The sequence below is a fragment of the Corynebacterium sp. ACRPS genome, assembly GCF_022346005.1.
Classification (GTDB): domain Bacteria; phylum Actinomycetota; class Actinomycetes; order Mycobacteriales; family Mycobacteriaceae; genus Corynebacterium.
In genome coordinates, this window is record NZ_JAKRMY010000011.1 from 77634 (window position 1) to 90565 (window position 12932).

At 59.8% G+C, this 12932-nt stretch carries 12 protein-coding genes and 1 pseudogene; 6 read left to right on the top strand and 7 right to left on the bottom strand.

Features of this window, described 5'->3' with window-relative positions; genetic code table 11:
• Window positions 1-123: 123 nt before the first annotated feature.
• Together MHX65_RS07965 and MHX65_RS07970 are read left to right on the top strand one after the other, a co-directional pair.
• On the top strand, window positions 124-1107 hold the full coding sequence (locus MHX65_RS07965; protein WP_239269598.1) for an ABC transporter permease: 984 nt from the start codon (window positions 124-126) through the stop codon (window positions 1105-1107).
• A 1-nt stretch (window position 1108) separates the two neighbouring features.
• Window positions 1109-1744 (top strand): ABC transporter ATP-binding protein, encoded by a 636-nt coding sequence (locus MHX65_RS07970; protein ID WP_239269599.1) that lies wholly within the window; start codon window positions 1109-1111, stop codon window positions 1742-1744.
• Here the strand turns inward: MHX65_RS07970 and MHX65_RS07975 are convergent.
• Together MHX65_RS07975 and MHX65_RS07980 are read right to left on the bottom strand one after the other, a co-directional pair.
• Entirely contained in the window at window positions 1731-3323 is a 1593-nt protein-coding gene (locus MHX65_RS07975) for a bifunctional ADP-dependent NAD(P)H-hydrate dehydratase/NAD(P)H-hydrate epimerase (RefSeq protein WP_239269600.1), read from the bottom strand. The genes MHX65_RS07970 and MHX65_RS07975 overlap by 14 nt on opposite strands.
• Before the next feature lie 17 nt (window positions 3324-3340).
• Complete coding sequence (locus MHX65_RS07980) at window positions 3341-4156, bottom strand: Fpg/Nei family DNA glycosylase (protein ID WP_239269601.1); 816 nt, start codon at window positions 4154-4156, stop codon at window positions 3341-3343.
• 118 nt (window positions 4157-4274) lie between these two features.
• Between MHX65_RS07980 and MHX65_RS07985 the strand changes: the two genes are divergently transcribed.
• From MHX65_RS07985 to MHX65_RS08000, 4 genes are all read left to right on the top strand, one after another.
• Window positions 4275-5771, top strand: a complete 1497-nt coding sequence (locus MHX65_RS07985; RefSeq protein ID WP_239269602.1) for a DUF1846 domain-containing protein — start codon at window positions 4275-4277, stop codon at window positions 5769-5771.
• Window positions 5772-5813: 42 nt separating this feature from the next.
• Window positions 5814-6755: an oxygen-dependent tRNA uridine(34) hydroxylase TrhO gene (trhO, locus tag MHX65_RS07990; RefSeq protein ID WP_239269603.1), complete on the top strand. Its 942-nt coding sequence runs from the start codon at window positions 5814-5816 to the stop codon at window positions 6753-6755.
• 370 nt (window positions 6756-7125) lie between these two features.
• A complete protein-coding gene (locus MHX65_RS07995; RefSeq protein WP_239269604.1) occupies window positions 7126-7647 on the top strand; it encodes a phospholipase in 522 nt (173 codons plus the stop codon).
• Window positions 7648-7668: 21 nt separating this feature from the next.
• Window positions 7669-8031 (top strand): hypothetical protein, encoded by a 363-nt coding sequence (locus MHX65_RS08000; RefSeq protein WP_239269605.1) that lies wholly within the window; start codon window positions 7669-7671, stop codon window positions 8029-8031.
• A 396-nt stretch (window positions 8032-8427) separates the two neighbouring features.
• Here the strand turns inward: MHX65_RS08000 and MHX65_RS08005 are convergent, their stop codons facing one another.
• From MHX65_RS08005 to MHX65_RS08025, 5 genes and pseudogenes are all read right to left on the bottom strand, one after another.
• Window positions 8428-8883 (bottom strand): hypothetical protein, encoded by a 456-nt coding sequence (locus tag MHX65_RS08005; protein ID WP_239269606.1) that lies wholly within the window; start codon window positions 8881-8883, stop codon window positions 8428-8430.
• Between the two features lie 84 nt (window positions 8884-8967).
• A pseudogene (locus MHX65_RS08010) lies at window positions 8968-10831 on the bottom strand (chorismate-binding protein).
• A gap of 17 nt (window positions 10832-10848) precedes the next feature.
• Complete coding sequence (locus tag MHX65_RS08015; RefSeq protein ID WP_239269607.1) at window positions 10849-11331, bottom strand: hypothetical protein; 483 nt, start codon at window positions 11329-11331, stop codon at window positions 10849-10851.
• Between the two features lie 10 nt (window positions 11332-11341).
• The gene (locus MHX65_RS08020) at window positions 11342-12313 is read right to left on the bottom strand and encodes a universal stress protein (RefSeq protein WP_239269608.1); all 972 of its coding nucleotides are present in this window, start codon (window positions 12311-12313) and stop codon (window positions 11342-11344) included.
• Between the two features lie 94 nt (window positions 12314-12407).
• Entirely contained in the window at window positions 12408-12902 is a 495-nt protein-coding gene (locus MHX65_RS08025) for a MarR family winged helix-turn-helix transcriptional regulator (protein WP_239269609.1), read from the bottom strand.
• Between the last annotated feature and the right edge of the window lie 30 nt (window positions 12903-12932).

Consider the following 12932-nt stretch of genomic DNA (forward strand, 5'->3'; position numbering starts at 1 on the left):
TCCAGAAAACACAATTTCCTACAGTATCTGCCGGAGGGTGGATGAGGGATCAACCAGTTGGTTGACTGGAGGTTCAACTAGGCCGCCGATTACTTCTGACCTGCGCAAAGGGACTATAGAAGTATGTTCTTAGCTATTCGTGAAATCACCGCAGCGCGCGGCCGCTTCGGGCTCATCGGCCGCACCGTGGCGCTTATTACCCTGCTCTTGGTGATGCTTTCCGGCCTGACGGAGGGCCTATCCAAGCAAAATACCTCGGCGCTTGAGGCCGTGGCGCAGGAATACCCCTATGTCAGCTTTTCTACTGAAGAGCCCGCTTATAACGAGTCCGAGATCAAAGAGGAAGACCTTTCCGGCGAGGCGATTGCCTTGGGCACCGCGCAAACCAAATTGGAGGGCGAGGGCGCGGTAGGCGTGATGGGCTTGCCGGCCGGTACGACCATCCCTAATACCAAAGCCACCATCCCGGAAGATGGCGCCGTCCTGTCTGACACGATTGATGCCTCCGGCACCGTGAATATCGGCGGGGTAGACCTTTCCGTAGAGGGCACCGTTGCCGAAACGCAGTTTTCCCACTCGCCGGTGGTATGGGTATCTACCCAGACTTGGCAGAAGGTAAGCCACGCCCCAGAGGGTGTGGTCGGCACGCTTGCCCTCCATTCCGAAGAGGTCCCCGGCTCGGTCGAGATGTCCGATTCCTTCTCCGGCCTGCCCGCTTATCAGTCCGAACGCGGTTCGTTGCTGACTATGCAGGGCTTCCTTTACGGCATCTCCGCGCTGGTCACCGTGGCCTTCCTGACGGTGTGGACCCTCCAGCGCACCCGCGATCTCTCCATCCTGCGCGCCCTGGGCGCCTCGGTGCGCTATCTGCTGCGCGATGCCCTGGCCCAGGCCGCGCTGATTTTGGCCGCCGGCACCATCCTCGGCGCGTTCGTCGGCTGGCTGCTTGGCCTGCTGGCCTCCGGCACCGTTCCCTTCGACGTATCCGTGCGCACCATCATTGTTCCCGCGGTCGGCATCTGGATCCTGGGCATGGCCGGTGCCCTGGTCTCCACCCGCCGCGTAGCCAAAGCCAACCCCCTCGATGCATTGGGAGGAAATGCCTAAAATGTCCACCGTTCTTGATATTCGCGACGCCACCGTCACCTTTCAGGACGGCACGACGACTACTACGGCGCTTGATAATGCCACCTTTAGCGCCGACTCCGATACTCTCACCGCAATCGTGGGCGAGTCCGGTTCCGGTAAGTCCACGCTGCTCTCCGTCGGCGCCGGGCTCATCACTCCGGACTCCGGCACCGTAGAGGTCAACGGTACGAACTCCATCATCTTCCAGCAGTCGAACCTGTTGTCCGCGCTCAAGGTGCGCGATCAGCTGCTCATCATGGACCACATGGCCGGGCGCAAGCTGCGTAAGGATCGGGCCGATGAGCTGCTAGAATTCGTTGGTCTTAAGGGCATGGGCAATCGCCGCATCGGCCAGCTTTCCGGCGGCCAGGCCCAGCGCGTCAATATCGCGCGCGCCTTGATGGATGAGCCGAACCTGCTGCTTGCCGATGAACCCACCTCCGCCCTCGACTCCCACCTTTCCCAGGAAATCATCCGCCTGCTGCGCGATATTACCCAGGAGATGCATACCGCCACGGTGCTCGTGACGCACGATCGCTCCCTACTCACCTTCGCCGACCACGTGGTTGAGGTCAAAGACGGCCGCGTGAGCACGCAGGACGCTATCGGTGCATAACGAGCAAGCGCGCGATGGACTGGGGCATCGCCGCGGCGATCTGGGAAGCGGAACAAATGCCAAAACCATCGGGGGTATGCGCCGCGATGGCGGCCGCGTGCTGGTGTAGGGCGGCGGCGTGGAGGATCTCCATAATGATGTACTCCGCATCGGCCTTCTCGTGGTCTACCTGCGCGATGGTGGCGCCGAGGATGCCGGATAAAACATCGCCGGAGCCGGCGGTGGCCGCATAAGAGTGGCCGGCATTCATCCCATAGATGGACTGGCCAGGCGCGGTCACCGTGGTGATTCGGCCCTTGTGCAGGACAAAACAGTCCAAGTCCTCGGCGAGCTCGCGCTGGCGCGGGCCCACGCCCTCGCTGAGATCGAGCTCGCGGCCGCAGGTGGCCTCGTAGAGGCGGCGGAACTCGCCGGCGTGCGGGGTAAGGATGACCCGCGGGTGGGCGCGGACGCTATCGCGCAGCTCGGCGCTTTGGGCGAGCAGCGTCAGGGCATCGGCATCCAGGATGGTAGGCAGCCCGCGATCCAAGACGGCGTGGAGCTCGCGGGCTGCTGCTTCATCGGTGCCGCGGCCAGGGCCCACCACCCACGCCTGGGCATGCACCTTATCCTCGGCGCTCGCGTGGGGAACCACCTCGGGTAGGTGGGGGACCACGGCATCGTTATCTATCACCCGCACCATGGAGGGCGTCGCGCGCACCGCCCCGGTAGCCGCTAGGATGCCCGCGCCGGGATACGCGTTGCTACCAGCACAGATGGCGGTGACCCCGCCGGTGTATTTCGTGCTCGAAGCGCGGGGAGTGGGGTCCACGATGGGCCCCGTGCAACCCACGGGCTTGGGGGCGGTGACGTGGCCGAGGTGGGCATCGGCAAGCACGGGGTCCGCAGGCCACTGGAAGGGGAGATCGATGGTGGGCTCGTTGGCGATATAGCCCGCCGGCTCAGCCGTGGCCGTTAGTTCCTCCGCAAAGGAACGCGGCGCCTTGGGCAGCTGCAGATCGCAGAGCACGACCGTGCCGCATTCCGGGGCGAAGATATGGCCGGCGCGCGCCCAACCGAAGCTCGCGGTAATCGTGGCCTCGACGGCATTATCCGCGGCCACGCCCGTATCGGCGTTGATGCCAGAGGGGATATCCACCGAAAGCACCGGGATATCGTGCTGCTTGGCCGCGCGGTACGCGGCAAGGCCCACACCGCTAAGCCCGCGGGTGGAGTTGAGGCCGACGACGGCATCAATAAGCAGCCCCGTAGCCTCCGCGCGCGGTTGCTCCGTAATGGTCCCGCCGGCAGCAGTAAAGGCCTGCAGCGCCGGGTCGTGCGCAGCATCGGCGACGAGGAGCGCGTCAACGCCATAGCCCTCCTCGGCGAGGAAAGCGCCTGCATAAAGGCCATCGCCGCCATTGCCGCCAGGTCCGGCGAGGAGGGTGATGCGGTGAGGCGCAGGGCCCGTCAGCATGGATTTCGCCGTGGCGGCAACGCCCCTGGCGGCCAAGCGCATGAGCTCATCATCGTGGCTCTGCTGCGCGAGGAGCGCGGATTCGGCGGAACGAACGGCGGATACACTATAGGCAGGTCGCATGCCCGCCACTATAGGCCTTAAGCAGCGGATTGGCAGGTAGGGCACCAGGAGAGGTTTCGGCCCTCCATTACTTGTTCCGCAATCGGCGTGCCGCAGACATAGCAGGGCAGGCCGGCGCGCCGGTAGACGTAGACTTCGCCGCCGTGATCATCCTTGCGCGGGTCGCGCCCCATGGCCTCGGGGGAGTGCTCGGCGCGCACGGTATCGATGCGGCCGTGCTCCACGCCGTAGTTCATGAGCTCTACCAGGTCTTTCCAGATGGCGAAGAATGTTTCACGGGAAACATCCTTGCCAGGGGTGAAGGGGGAGAGGCAGGCGCGAAAGAGGGCCTCCGCGCGGTAGATATTGCCCACACCGGCATACAGGTGCTGGTCCATCATGAGGGAACCTATGCTGCGGCGGGATTTGCTCACCTTGGCCCACAGGGCTTTTGGGTCGGCATCGGCGCGGAGCGGATCCTGGCCCACCTTGGTTAGTCGCGCCCGGTAGTCCTCCTCTGTAAGTAGCAGGCAGAATTGGGGCCCGCGCAGTTGCGCGGCTTGCGCCCCATTGTCTATGCGTATGCGGATTTGCCCGCGGGTTTCCTCGCGCGGTTCGAAGCTGAGCTTGCCGATGAGCCCCAGGTGAATATAGAGGATATGCGCCGGGTTGGTGGCGGTGAAGTGCACGAAGAGGTGCTTGCCGAAGGCCTCTGCGTGGTCGATTTCTGTACCGTCCAGGATGGCCGCCTCGGCGGCGAAGCGGCCTTGCGGGCTGGTCACGCTGAGCGGCATCCCGCGATAGTCAGTGTTGAGTGTGAGGGCTAGGCGGTGGATCACGTGACCTTCAGGCATGACTTCAGTGTAGTGAAATAGTTGGTCGCCCCCAACTAGGGTGCGTGGCGCCGGGGGATGAAAAAGAGTAAACTCGAAGCGCGGATTGATTTTATTTCTATTGAAGGGTCGATAAATCATGACGCATAAAATCGGTTTTGACCGAGAAAAATACATAGAGCTGCAGTCAAAGCACATACAGGCCCGCCGCGAAGAAATCGGCGGAAAGCTCTATCTGGAAATGGGCGGCAAGCTTTTCGATGATATGCACGCCTCCCGAGTGCTGCCGGGCTTTACCCCGGATAACAAGATCGCCATGCTGGAGCGCATCAAAGAGGACATTGAAATCCTCCCGTGCATCAACGCCAAAGACATTGCCCGCCACAAAGTCCGCGCTGATTTAGACATCCTGTATGAAGACGACCTCCTGCGCTTGGTGGACGTATTCCGCAGCCGCGGCTTCTTGGTTGAAAACATCGTCATGACCCAGGTGGAAGACGGAAATGCGCAGGCAGAAGCGTTCATCGAAAAGCTCGAGCGCCTCGGCCTCAAGGTAGCTCGCCACCGCGTTATCCCTGGCTATCCCACGAATACGGATCTCATTGTGTCTGAGGATGGCCTTGGCAAGAACGAGTTCGCGGAAACCTCCCGGGACTTGGTCGTCGTGACCGCCCCAGGTCCTGGTTCCGGCAAGCTCGCCACCGCACTATCGCAGGTCTACCACGAGCACCAGCGCGGCAATAACGCTGGTTACGCCAAGTTTGAGACCTTCCCCATCTGGAATCTTCCCCTCGAGCACCCGGTTAACCTGGCCTATGAGGCAGCCACGGTGGATCTCAACGATTCCAATATTATTGACCACTTCCACTTGAGCGCCCACGGCGAATCCACGGTCAACTACAACCGCGACGTTGAGGCCTTCCCGCTGCTGCGGACCCTGCTGGAAAAGCTCACCGGCACCACGCCGTATGAATCGCCCACGGACATGGGCGTGAATATGGCCGGCTACTGCATTACCGATGACGCGGTCTGCCGCGCCGCCGCCCAACAGGAAATCATCCGCCGCTACTTCAAGGCCAAGGTGGAAGAAGCCCGCGCCGGGCTGGGCGATGAGCAGTCTGAGCGCGCCGCCGTCGTCATGGCAAAGGCCGGCATCAAAGCCGATGACCGCCCAGTAGTGGGCCCGGCCCGCAAGCGCGCGGAGGAAACCGATGGACCCGCCTCCGCAATGCAGCTTCACGATGGCACCATCATCACCGGCCGGACCTCCCCGCTGCTGGGCTGCTCCGCGGCGATGCTGCTCAATGCCCTCAAGTACTTAGCCGGCATCGATGACGATACCCACCTGCTCTCGCCGGAATCGATAGAGCCAATCCAAACGCTCAAGACGAAGCACTTGGGTTCTTCCAATCCCCGCCTGCACACCGATGAAGTGCTCATCGCGCTGTCCGTATCCGCCGCAAAGGACGAGGATGCCCGCAAGGCGCTGGAGCAGATCAAGGAACTTTCCGGCTGCGATGTCCACACCACCACCATCCTGGGCTCGGTGGATGAGGGCATCTTCCGCAACCTTGGCGTGCTTGTGACCTCAGATCCGGTCTTCGCCCGCAAGAAGGCGCTGTACCAGAAGCGCTAAGGAATTGGGGATCTTTCCGGTAGCGGGCCTAAGATTATGGGCGTGACTATCGGCAAAGTTCTCCTATATTACTGCTTTACCCCCATTGAGGATCCCACCGCCGTCATGCTATGGCAGCGCACCCTGTGTGAGTCCTTGGGCTTAAAGGGGCGCATCCTCATTTCGGAACACGGCATCAATGGCACCGTTGGTGGCGACATGGATGCCTGCAAGCGCTACGTGCGTCAAACCCGTGAGTACCCAGGCTTTAAGCGCATGCAGTTCAAGTGGTCCGATGGCGGAGCCGATGATTTCCCGCGCCTATCGGTTAAGGTGCGCGATGAAATCGTGGCCTTTGGTGCCCCAGGCGAGCTGAAGGTAGATGAAACCGGTGTCGTCGGCGGCGGTACACACCTCAAGCCGGAAGAGGTCAACAAGCTGGTAGAAGAGCGCGGCGATGAGGTCGTCTTCTTCGATGGGCGCAATGCAATGGAAGCAGAGATTGGCAAATTCAAAAATGCCGTCGTGCCGGATGTGCGCACCACCCATGATTTCATTGAAGAGCTGGAATCCGGCAAATACGACTGGATGAAGGACAAACCGGTCGTCTCCTATTGCACCGGCGGCATCCGGTGTGAGGTCCTTTCCTCCCTGATGAAGAATCGCGGGTTCAACGAGATTTATCAGATTGATGGTGGCATCGTGCGCTACGGCGAAAAGTACGGCAATGATGGCCTGTGGGAAGGCTCCATGTACGTCTTTGATAAGCGCATGCACCAAGAGTTTGGCCAAGGACTAGAGGATCCGGGCTTTATCCAATTGGGCCACTGTGTGCACTGCGGCAAGGGCACTAATACCTTCCACAACTGCATCAACGAGGACACGTGCCGCCAGCAGGTGCTCATCTGTGATGACTGCATCCAGCATGTAGAAACGCAGCATTGCGGCCGACCAGATTGCGCCGAGGTGGCAGCAAAATTCGTCGACCAAGATTCCAAGGCTTGATTAGAAATTGCTAGGTACTGTAAAACAGGCGCGAGATCGCTAGATGCAGCGCCCAGCAGATGCTTTGCTTCGTCTTTGCGTGGACTGAGTGTTAACCAAAGTGGTAATAAAATTTTACCACCATTTTACTTGCTGCAAAGTACTTTCAAGTATGTTGATTTTTATAGGTCCAGCTTTGGCCGTTGCGCTGCAGAGATCGTACGCATCGGTGGCAGGCGGGCCTAAGGTTTTCACATTCGACTTGAGGAGTTTAGTTTATGCCCAATATTAAGATGAAGGGGGGCGCGTTGCCGCGGCTGCACTCGTTGCCCTAGGTGCGATTTCTGTTGCAGTTCCGTCCGCCGTTGCGGCTGAACAAACTGATGAGACGGTGAACGCGGTTAATGATGCTGTTGGAAAAGAATTGCCTCCCGAGGTTGCTAAGCAATTGGATGAGTGGGCAGCATCTCAGAATCTTGATCTCGATGCCGAATTTCAAGAGGAACCTGTAACTACATCTACCGAGACTCAAAAGGCTCTTGCTGATAAGCACATTGTAATGTTCAACCGAGCAGGGGTTGAACCCCCACCGGGTTATGTGTATGACCCTTCAAAGGGAAGTCTGAATGACTATTGTACGAAGTCTCCCGATCAGTTCCCCGCTCCTGGCGACAATGCTGATTTCTCTGGCGCATGCGCAAAGCACGACATGTGCTACGGAGCCCATCAGGATCCCGGTGAGCGTGTGGGCTGCAATGTTCAACTAAATAAGGACATGGTTCATATTTGCCAGAGCGTTTATCCAAACGCTGCCGATCCGCGTAGGGGAGGCTGTCTTTCTACTGCAGCAACCTATTTTGCTTTTGTCACTGCAGCTCATCCTAGCCAGTGGAACCCTACGATTTCGGGATAAGAGAAGCAAAGGAGAGTAACTATGGCAAGTGGAAAACTCCGTCCGCTTTGGCCTGAATTGGTGGCGGCTGTCTTAGGGGTGGCTCTCGTTCTTATGGCCCCAGTCAGAATCGGTTGGATCGGCACTGTGGTCATTATTCTATCTGCGGTTTCCGCAATTACCACGTTAATTCTCTCGAAACAGTCCGCGAAAGTTCAGTTGACAGGAATGATCATCGGCATCATTGCCATTGCAGTCGGTCTGTTAATCGGTTCAAAAAATGATGGGCAAACTGCGATCTTCTCGCCGGCCCTTGTTTGGGTACTTGGTGCGGGACTAGTGATGTCGACCCTTTGTACTTTGATAGCTCGAAATTTGAAAGTTAATTCAAAGCAAACAGCTTAGGATTTTGAGTCTTTTCTCCGGCGGCCTCGTCTACCTATCTAGCATAGTAGGCGGGGCCGCTCTCGTGCTTACTGACTGGGTGGTTAGGTGTTTGTAGAGGACAGTCGACTTAGAGAGTCAGTACCCATGACTGGTTACGGTCAACATGCAGTGCAAACGCAGTTGGCAGCCCAGCTAGCCAAGCAGGAGAGCTAGTCGCGCGCCTTTTCCTTGTGGAAGGAGTCCCACCACCACTGTTGCCACGCGGTGGCGTGTGGGTTGCCTGGCGGATAGGTGACGCCACCGGGCGTGTGTAGTTCGGTCACCGGGCTAATGCCGTGCAGCGAGTTGAGGAACCACAGGGGGCATTCGGTGGTGAGCTCCGGGGGGGGAGCGGGCGTGTTTCGGTCCGTATGCCTAGGGCCGCGGCGCGCCGGGTGACCTGGTGCAGCGTGATGCTGGGCAGCGCCGTCCCGGTGGGGAGGACAAGAGTCTCTCCTCCCAAGCGACGAGCGCGCCGGTGGTAGTCTCCATCATGGCACCGGTGGAATCCACAATGATGGTGTCATCGGTGCCGTCTACCTGATACTCGGCACGGTAGCGTGCCCGTGCTGGGAAATCAGGGCCCTTGACTAACGGCTGCGAGCAAGGGTCGGGAGCATGTGCATAGGATAGCCGGGTGACTGGGCGCGCTGGGGGAGCGGGGCGAATATCCAGGCGCAGTTGTCCGGCGGCTAGCGAGATACGGGGAAAAAGATCGCCCGGGGGCGAAGAGCTGCAGCATCGCAGGAACGAATCCCGCGGGAAGCGGTCCGGCCACCGACTCCAAGCGCCGGAGGTGAAGGTGAAGGCCGTTTGAGTGGGCGTCGCCAAGCATCCGCCAGGAATCCGCAACGTCGAAGGGGCCGGGGTGGGGTTGGTGCGGAATAAAACTGCCGTCGTGCCAGAGATAGGTGCTCATTGCCATGCCCCTAATACGGACTGCGCTTTGAGGTTGCGCTCTTCTAGCTCGGCTATTGGATCCGAATCCAAAACGATGGCCCCGCCGGCCCCGATAGTGACCTCACCGCCCGCGCGTACGGTCGTGCGAATGACCACGCTGAGATCGGCTTGTTCATCAAAACCCAAGTAGCCCACCACGCCAGAGTAGACCCTGCGCGGGCTGGTCTCGAGCTGATCGATGATTTCGCAGGTGCGCAGCTTTGGCGCGCCCGTCATCGAGCCAGGAGGAAAGGTCGCGCGGAGAGCATCTACTGCGGTGGTACCGGTTCGCAGTTGTCCAGTTATGGAGGACACCAATTGATGAACCGTGGCATAGCTTTCTACCTGCATCAACTTTGGCACGCGCACGCTGTCGAGCTCGCATACTCGGGAAAGGTCATTGCGCAGCAGGTCCACGATCATGAGGTTTTCGGCGCGCGTCCTCAGGTCCGTGGTCAACAACGCAGGATCTTGGTCGGCGGAGATAGTGCCTTTAATCGGCTTGGCCTCCATCTCACGCCCGTGCACGGTGAGGAAGCGCTCAGGCGAGGCACTGCACACTTCTACGCCATCGAAGACGAGGTGCGCGGCATAGGGAGCGGGATTGCGCGAGCGCAGTTGGGGGTAGAGCTCCCCCTCCCCTCGGCCGTGGCCGAGTAGGTATCGGTTAGGCAGACCTCGTAGCTCTCGCCGACGTGCAGGAATCCTTGGGCGCGCTTAATCCGCTCCAGGTAGCCGGGGCTGCGCCAGGAGCCCGCGCTGAGCGACGCCCCGCTGCCTTCCCCAGTGTCCTGTAGCCCATCCGCGCCCAAGGCGGTTTCCAATCGGTCCAGCAGATCTTCAGCGCTGTTGCCAGCCAGGCAGCACAGATGCGCGGTTTCTGCCTGGTGGTCATAGACGATAAAGGATCGCGGACGCACAAAATAAGCATCTGGGTAAGGGGAGCGGTGGCTTAACGCAATGGGCAGGGTGAGCTGGGCGCACTCATAGGCTAGGTAGCCGATAACCCCGCCGGTGAAGGGAAGTTCTGGGGCGTTGGTGACGCGGGTAGCGAGCTCACGGTCAAGGAGGGCGGGGATATCGGGGGATTCGCCAAGCCGGTAGCGGAAGGAGCGGCTCAACGTACCGGCGGTATCACCGAGGATGGAATAGCGCCTGTGGGGATCCGCGGAGTCGAGGAAAAGGCATCGTCGCCTTCGGCGCGCAGGGTGGCAAAGACACGTGCGCAGTCTACCGCGCCGGGAATCTCGCGGTGGAGCAGGCGAAACCCACCCAGGAAATTGCGCATGATCTGCCTCCCATAGTGGGTGAGCACCGACTCGGGATGGAATTGCACGCCCCAGTGCGGCAACCCATCGACCTTGAGCGCTTGAATGACGCCATCCTCGCTGCGGGCATGAACGGTGACACCGAAGACCTCGTCAATCTGCAGGGAGTGGTAGCGCACTACCTCGAAGTTTTGCGGGATTCCAGCAAAGATTCCCTCGCCCGAGTGGCTAATGGTAGAGACAAAACCGTGGCGCGGCTGCGGCGCACGAGAAACTTGGGCGCCGGCCAACAGGCCCAGCCCTTCGTGGCAAAGGCATACGCCCAGCACCGGAATCTCGGCCGAGGTTGCGGCGGCAATGACGGCTCAGGCAGCACCGAAATCCTCCTCCCGTTCAGACCTGCCCGGACCAGGAGAAATCACCACATGAGAAAACTCGCCCGCACGGACGCGCTCGGGGAGCCCCTCCGCCTCACCGGCAGCGACGACGAGTGGCTCGCAGCCTGCTACCTCCGCGATGAGGTGGGCGAGGTTAAAGGTATAAGAATCGTAATTATCAAGCAGAGGGATCATCGGGAGGTGGAATTTCTCTAGGTGGTGCCCGAATCCATGAGGAAAAGCTGGATATCGCTAATAGCCCAGATCATGAAATTGAAAGCTACCACCCAAAAGATCGCCATCCAGCTACGCCAGCGCAGGTAGCGGCGCAGCTTGCGCACCATAATGATCGCGCAGCCAATCATGCCCAGCAGTGGGATGATCATGGTGGAAATGGCAAAGAAGTTTCTTTGGCCTTCGGTACACAGCCAGCTTGCGGTGCCGTCCTCGCACAGGGGTCCGCCGGTAAGGCGCGAAAAGAGCGCGACGCCGAAGCCATATAGCGCGGAGATGACCAGCACGGACACCATGTACCAGACGGCTTGGCGTGTGGAGCGCCGGTTGGCGGCGGCTACCTCGACGGGATCGGGCTCGTCTGCCAAATCATCGAAGCTTTGCGGCTCGGGCCGGCGCAGGTTGGCATAATCGGCGTCGGTCGTCAGGTCGTTTTCGGGGTGCTCTGGGCGCGAGCTCATACATCAAAGCCTAGTCGGTCGCGGGGTGAATGAGTACCGGTACGCGAATATGAGGGAGCAACTCGGTTGCGTTAGAACCCAAAAAGACCCGCGCGATGGGGCCTTGTGGGGTAGAGGCCATCAACATTAGATCGCCCTTTTTCCACTTGAGCGAATCAACGGCACCGGACCACCCGGCCCCGGAACCGATCTCAGAGGAGACCTCGAGCTCCGGGTAAGCATCTTGGATGCGGTCGCGAGCCCGGTCGAGCATTGCTAACGAATCCTCGTGCCACTCGGCGGTGAGCTTTAGCGCAATATCGCTTTTATCCTTCGACGGGGAATTCAGCAGGTCATTCGCTGAGAAAGCCAAGATGCGCAGGGGTAGATCCCAGCGATCCGCCAGCGCGGCTGCACCCAATAATTCCCTATCCGCACGGTCACCGCGCTCCGTAATGACAAAATTAAAGCGGGTCACGCCGTGTTTCGATAATTTGGCCTTGCGCGGGATAAGCCCTAAAGATTGTGGCGAGTAGTGCAGGAGGGTATCCGCAGTTGAACTGGGGAAAAAGCGGCCCTTGGGCGCGGCCTGGTTGGGGCCTAAAAGTATGAGATCAGCCTGAAAATCCTGGGCCATCTCAGTAAGGAGCTGGGGGCGGGAAGGGCCATCGACAAGCACGGAGGGCGTATCGTCCCAGTACTTTTCCGGGATACCTGCCTCCGTCAGGGCCGCAGCGGTGGCTGTCGTGCATGCTTGCTTTTGCTCTTTAAACCATTTTTTGTATTTCCCGCCTAGCTTGGACAAGGACGTCGTGGTCCACGGTTGGAAAACCGTGGAAATAACGCGCACCTCTATCACCGCGGTGCGCGATAGCCATGCGGCGAAGTCGAGGGGTTCCGTACCGGAAGAGGAAGGACTCCACGAAATGAGGATGCGCAACGGCTCTTTGGCCGAGCCTTTATGCAGGGTCGGCAGCAGCGGTTGGTTAGATTTTTTGCCCATAGAATGAATAAGTATGCGAAAGCTTAATGAGTACTAAAGCTCATTATCGTCTGTTGCGGCCGCAAAACTAAAATTGCATGTGGCCGTAAGCTCGCTACTCGCTATCCATGGTGGGGCGGTAGACATCCGCAAGCTTGGAAATGACCGCGCCCATCTCGCGGGCGGTGGCCAAGTCCTCGGGCTCGAGCCACCGCATAATCTCCGCAAGGGCCGCGGCGCGTTGCCCGGAAACTATGGCCAATTCGGACTCGCCCAGTTGGGTGAGCGCGACCAGCACGCCGCGGCGATCTTCTTCATCGCGGTGGCGTTCCACGAACCCGCGGCGTTCTAGTTGATAGAGCGCGTTGGACGCGGTGGGCATGCGGATAAGCTCTGCCTGGGCGATGGTGGATACGCGGGAAGGCCCGCGCAAGCGCAACTGGTTCATGATGGAGACCTGCGAGGTAGTCAGCGATGAACCCTCTGCAGTGCGCTGGAAAATAAGAATTAACTTATTGAGCGCCGGTTGGATGTCCCGCGCTACCTCTACCGCGTCCTCGTAGTTGGACGGGGACTTCGTTGGGTCCGTCTCATCATGGTGTTGCGTCATAGAACTAAATTCTATCGTGCCCTACCGCCT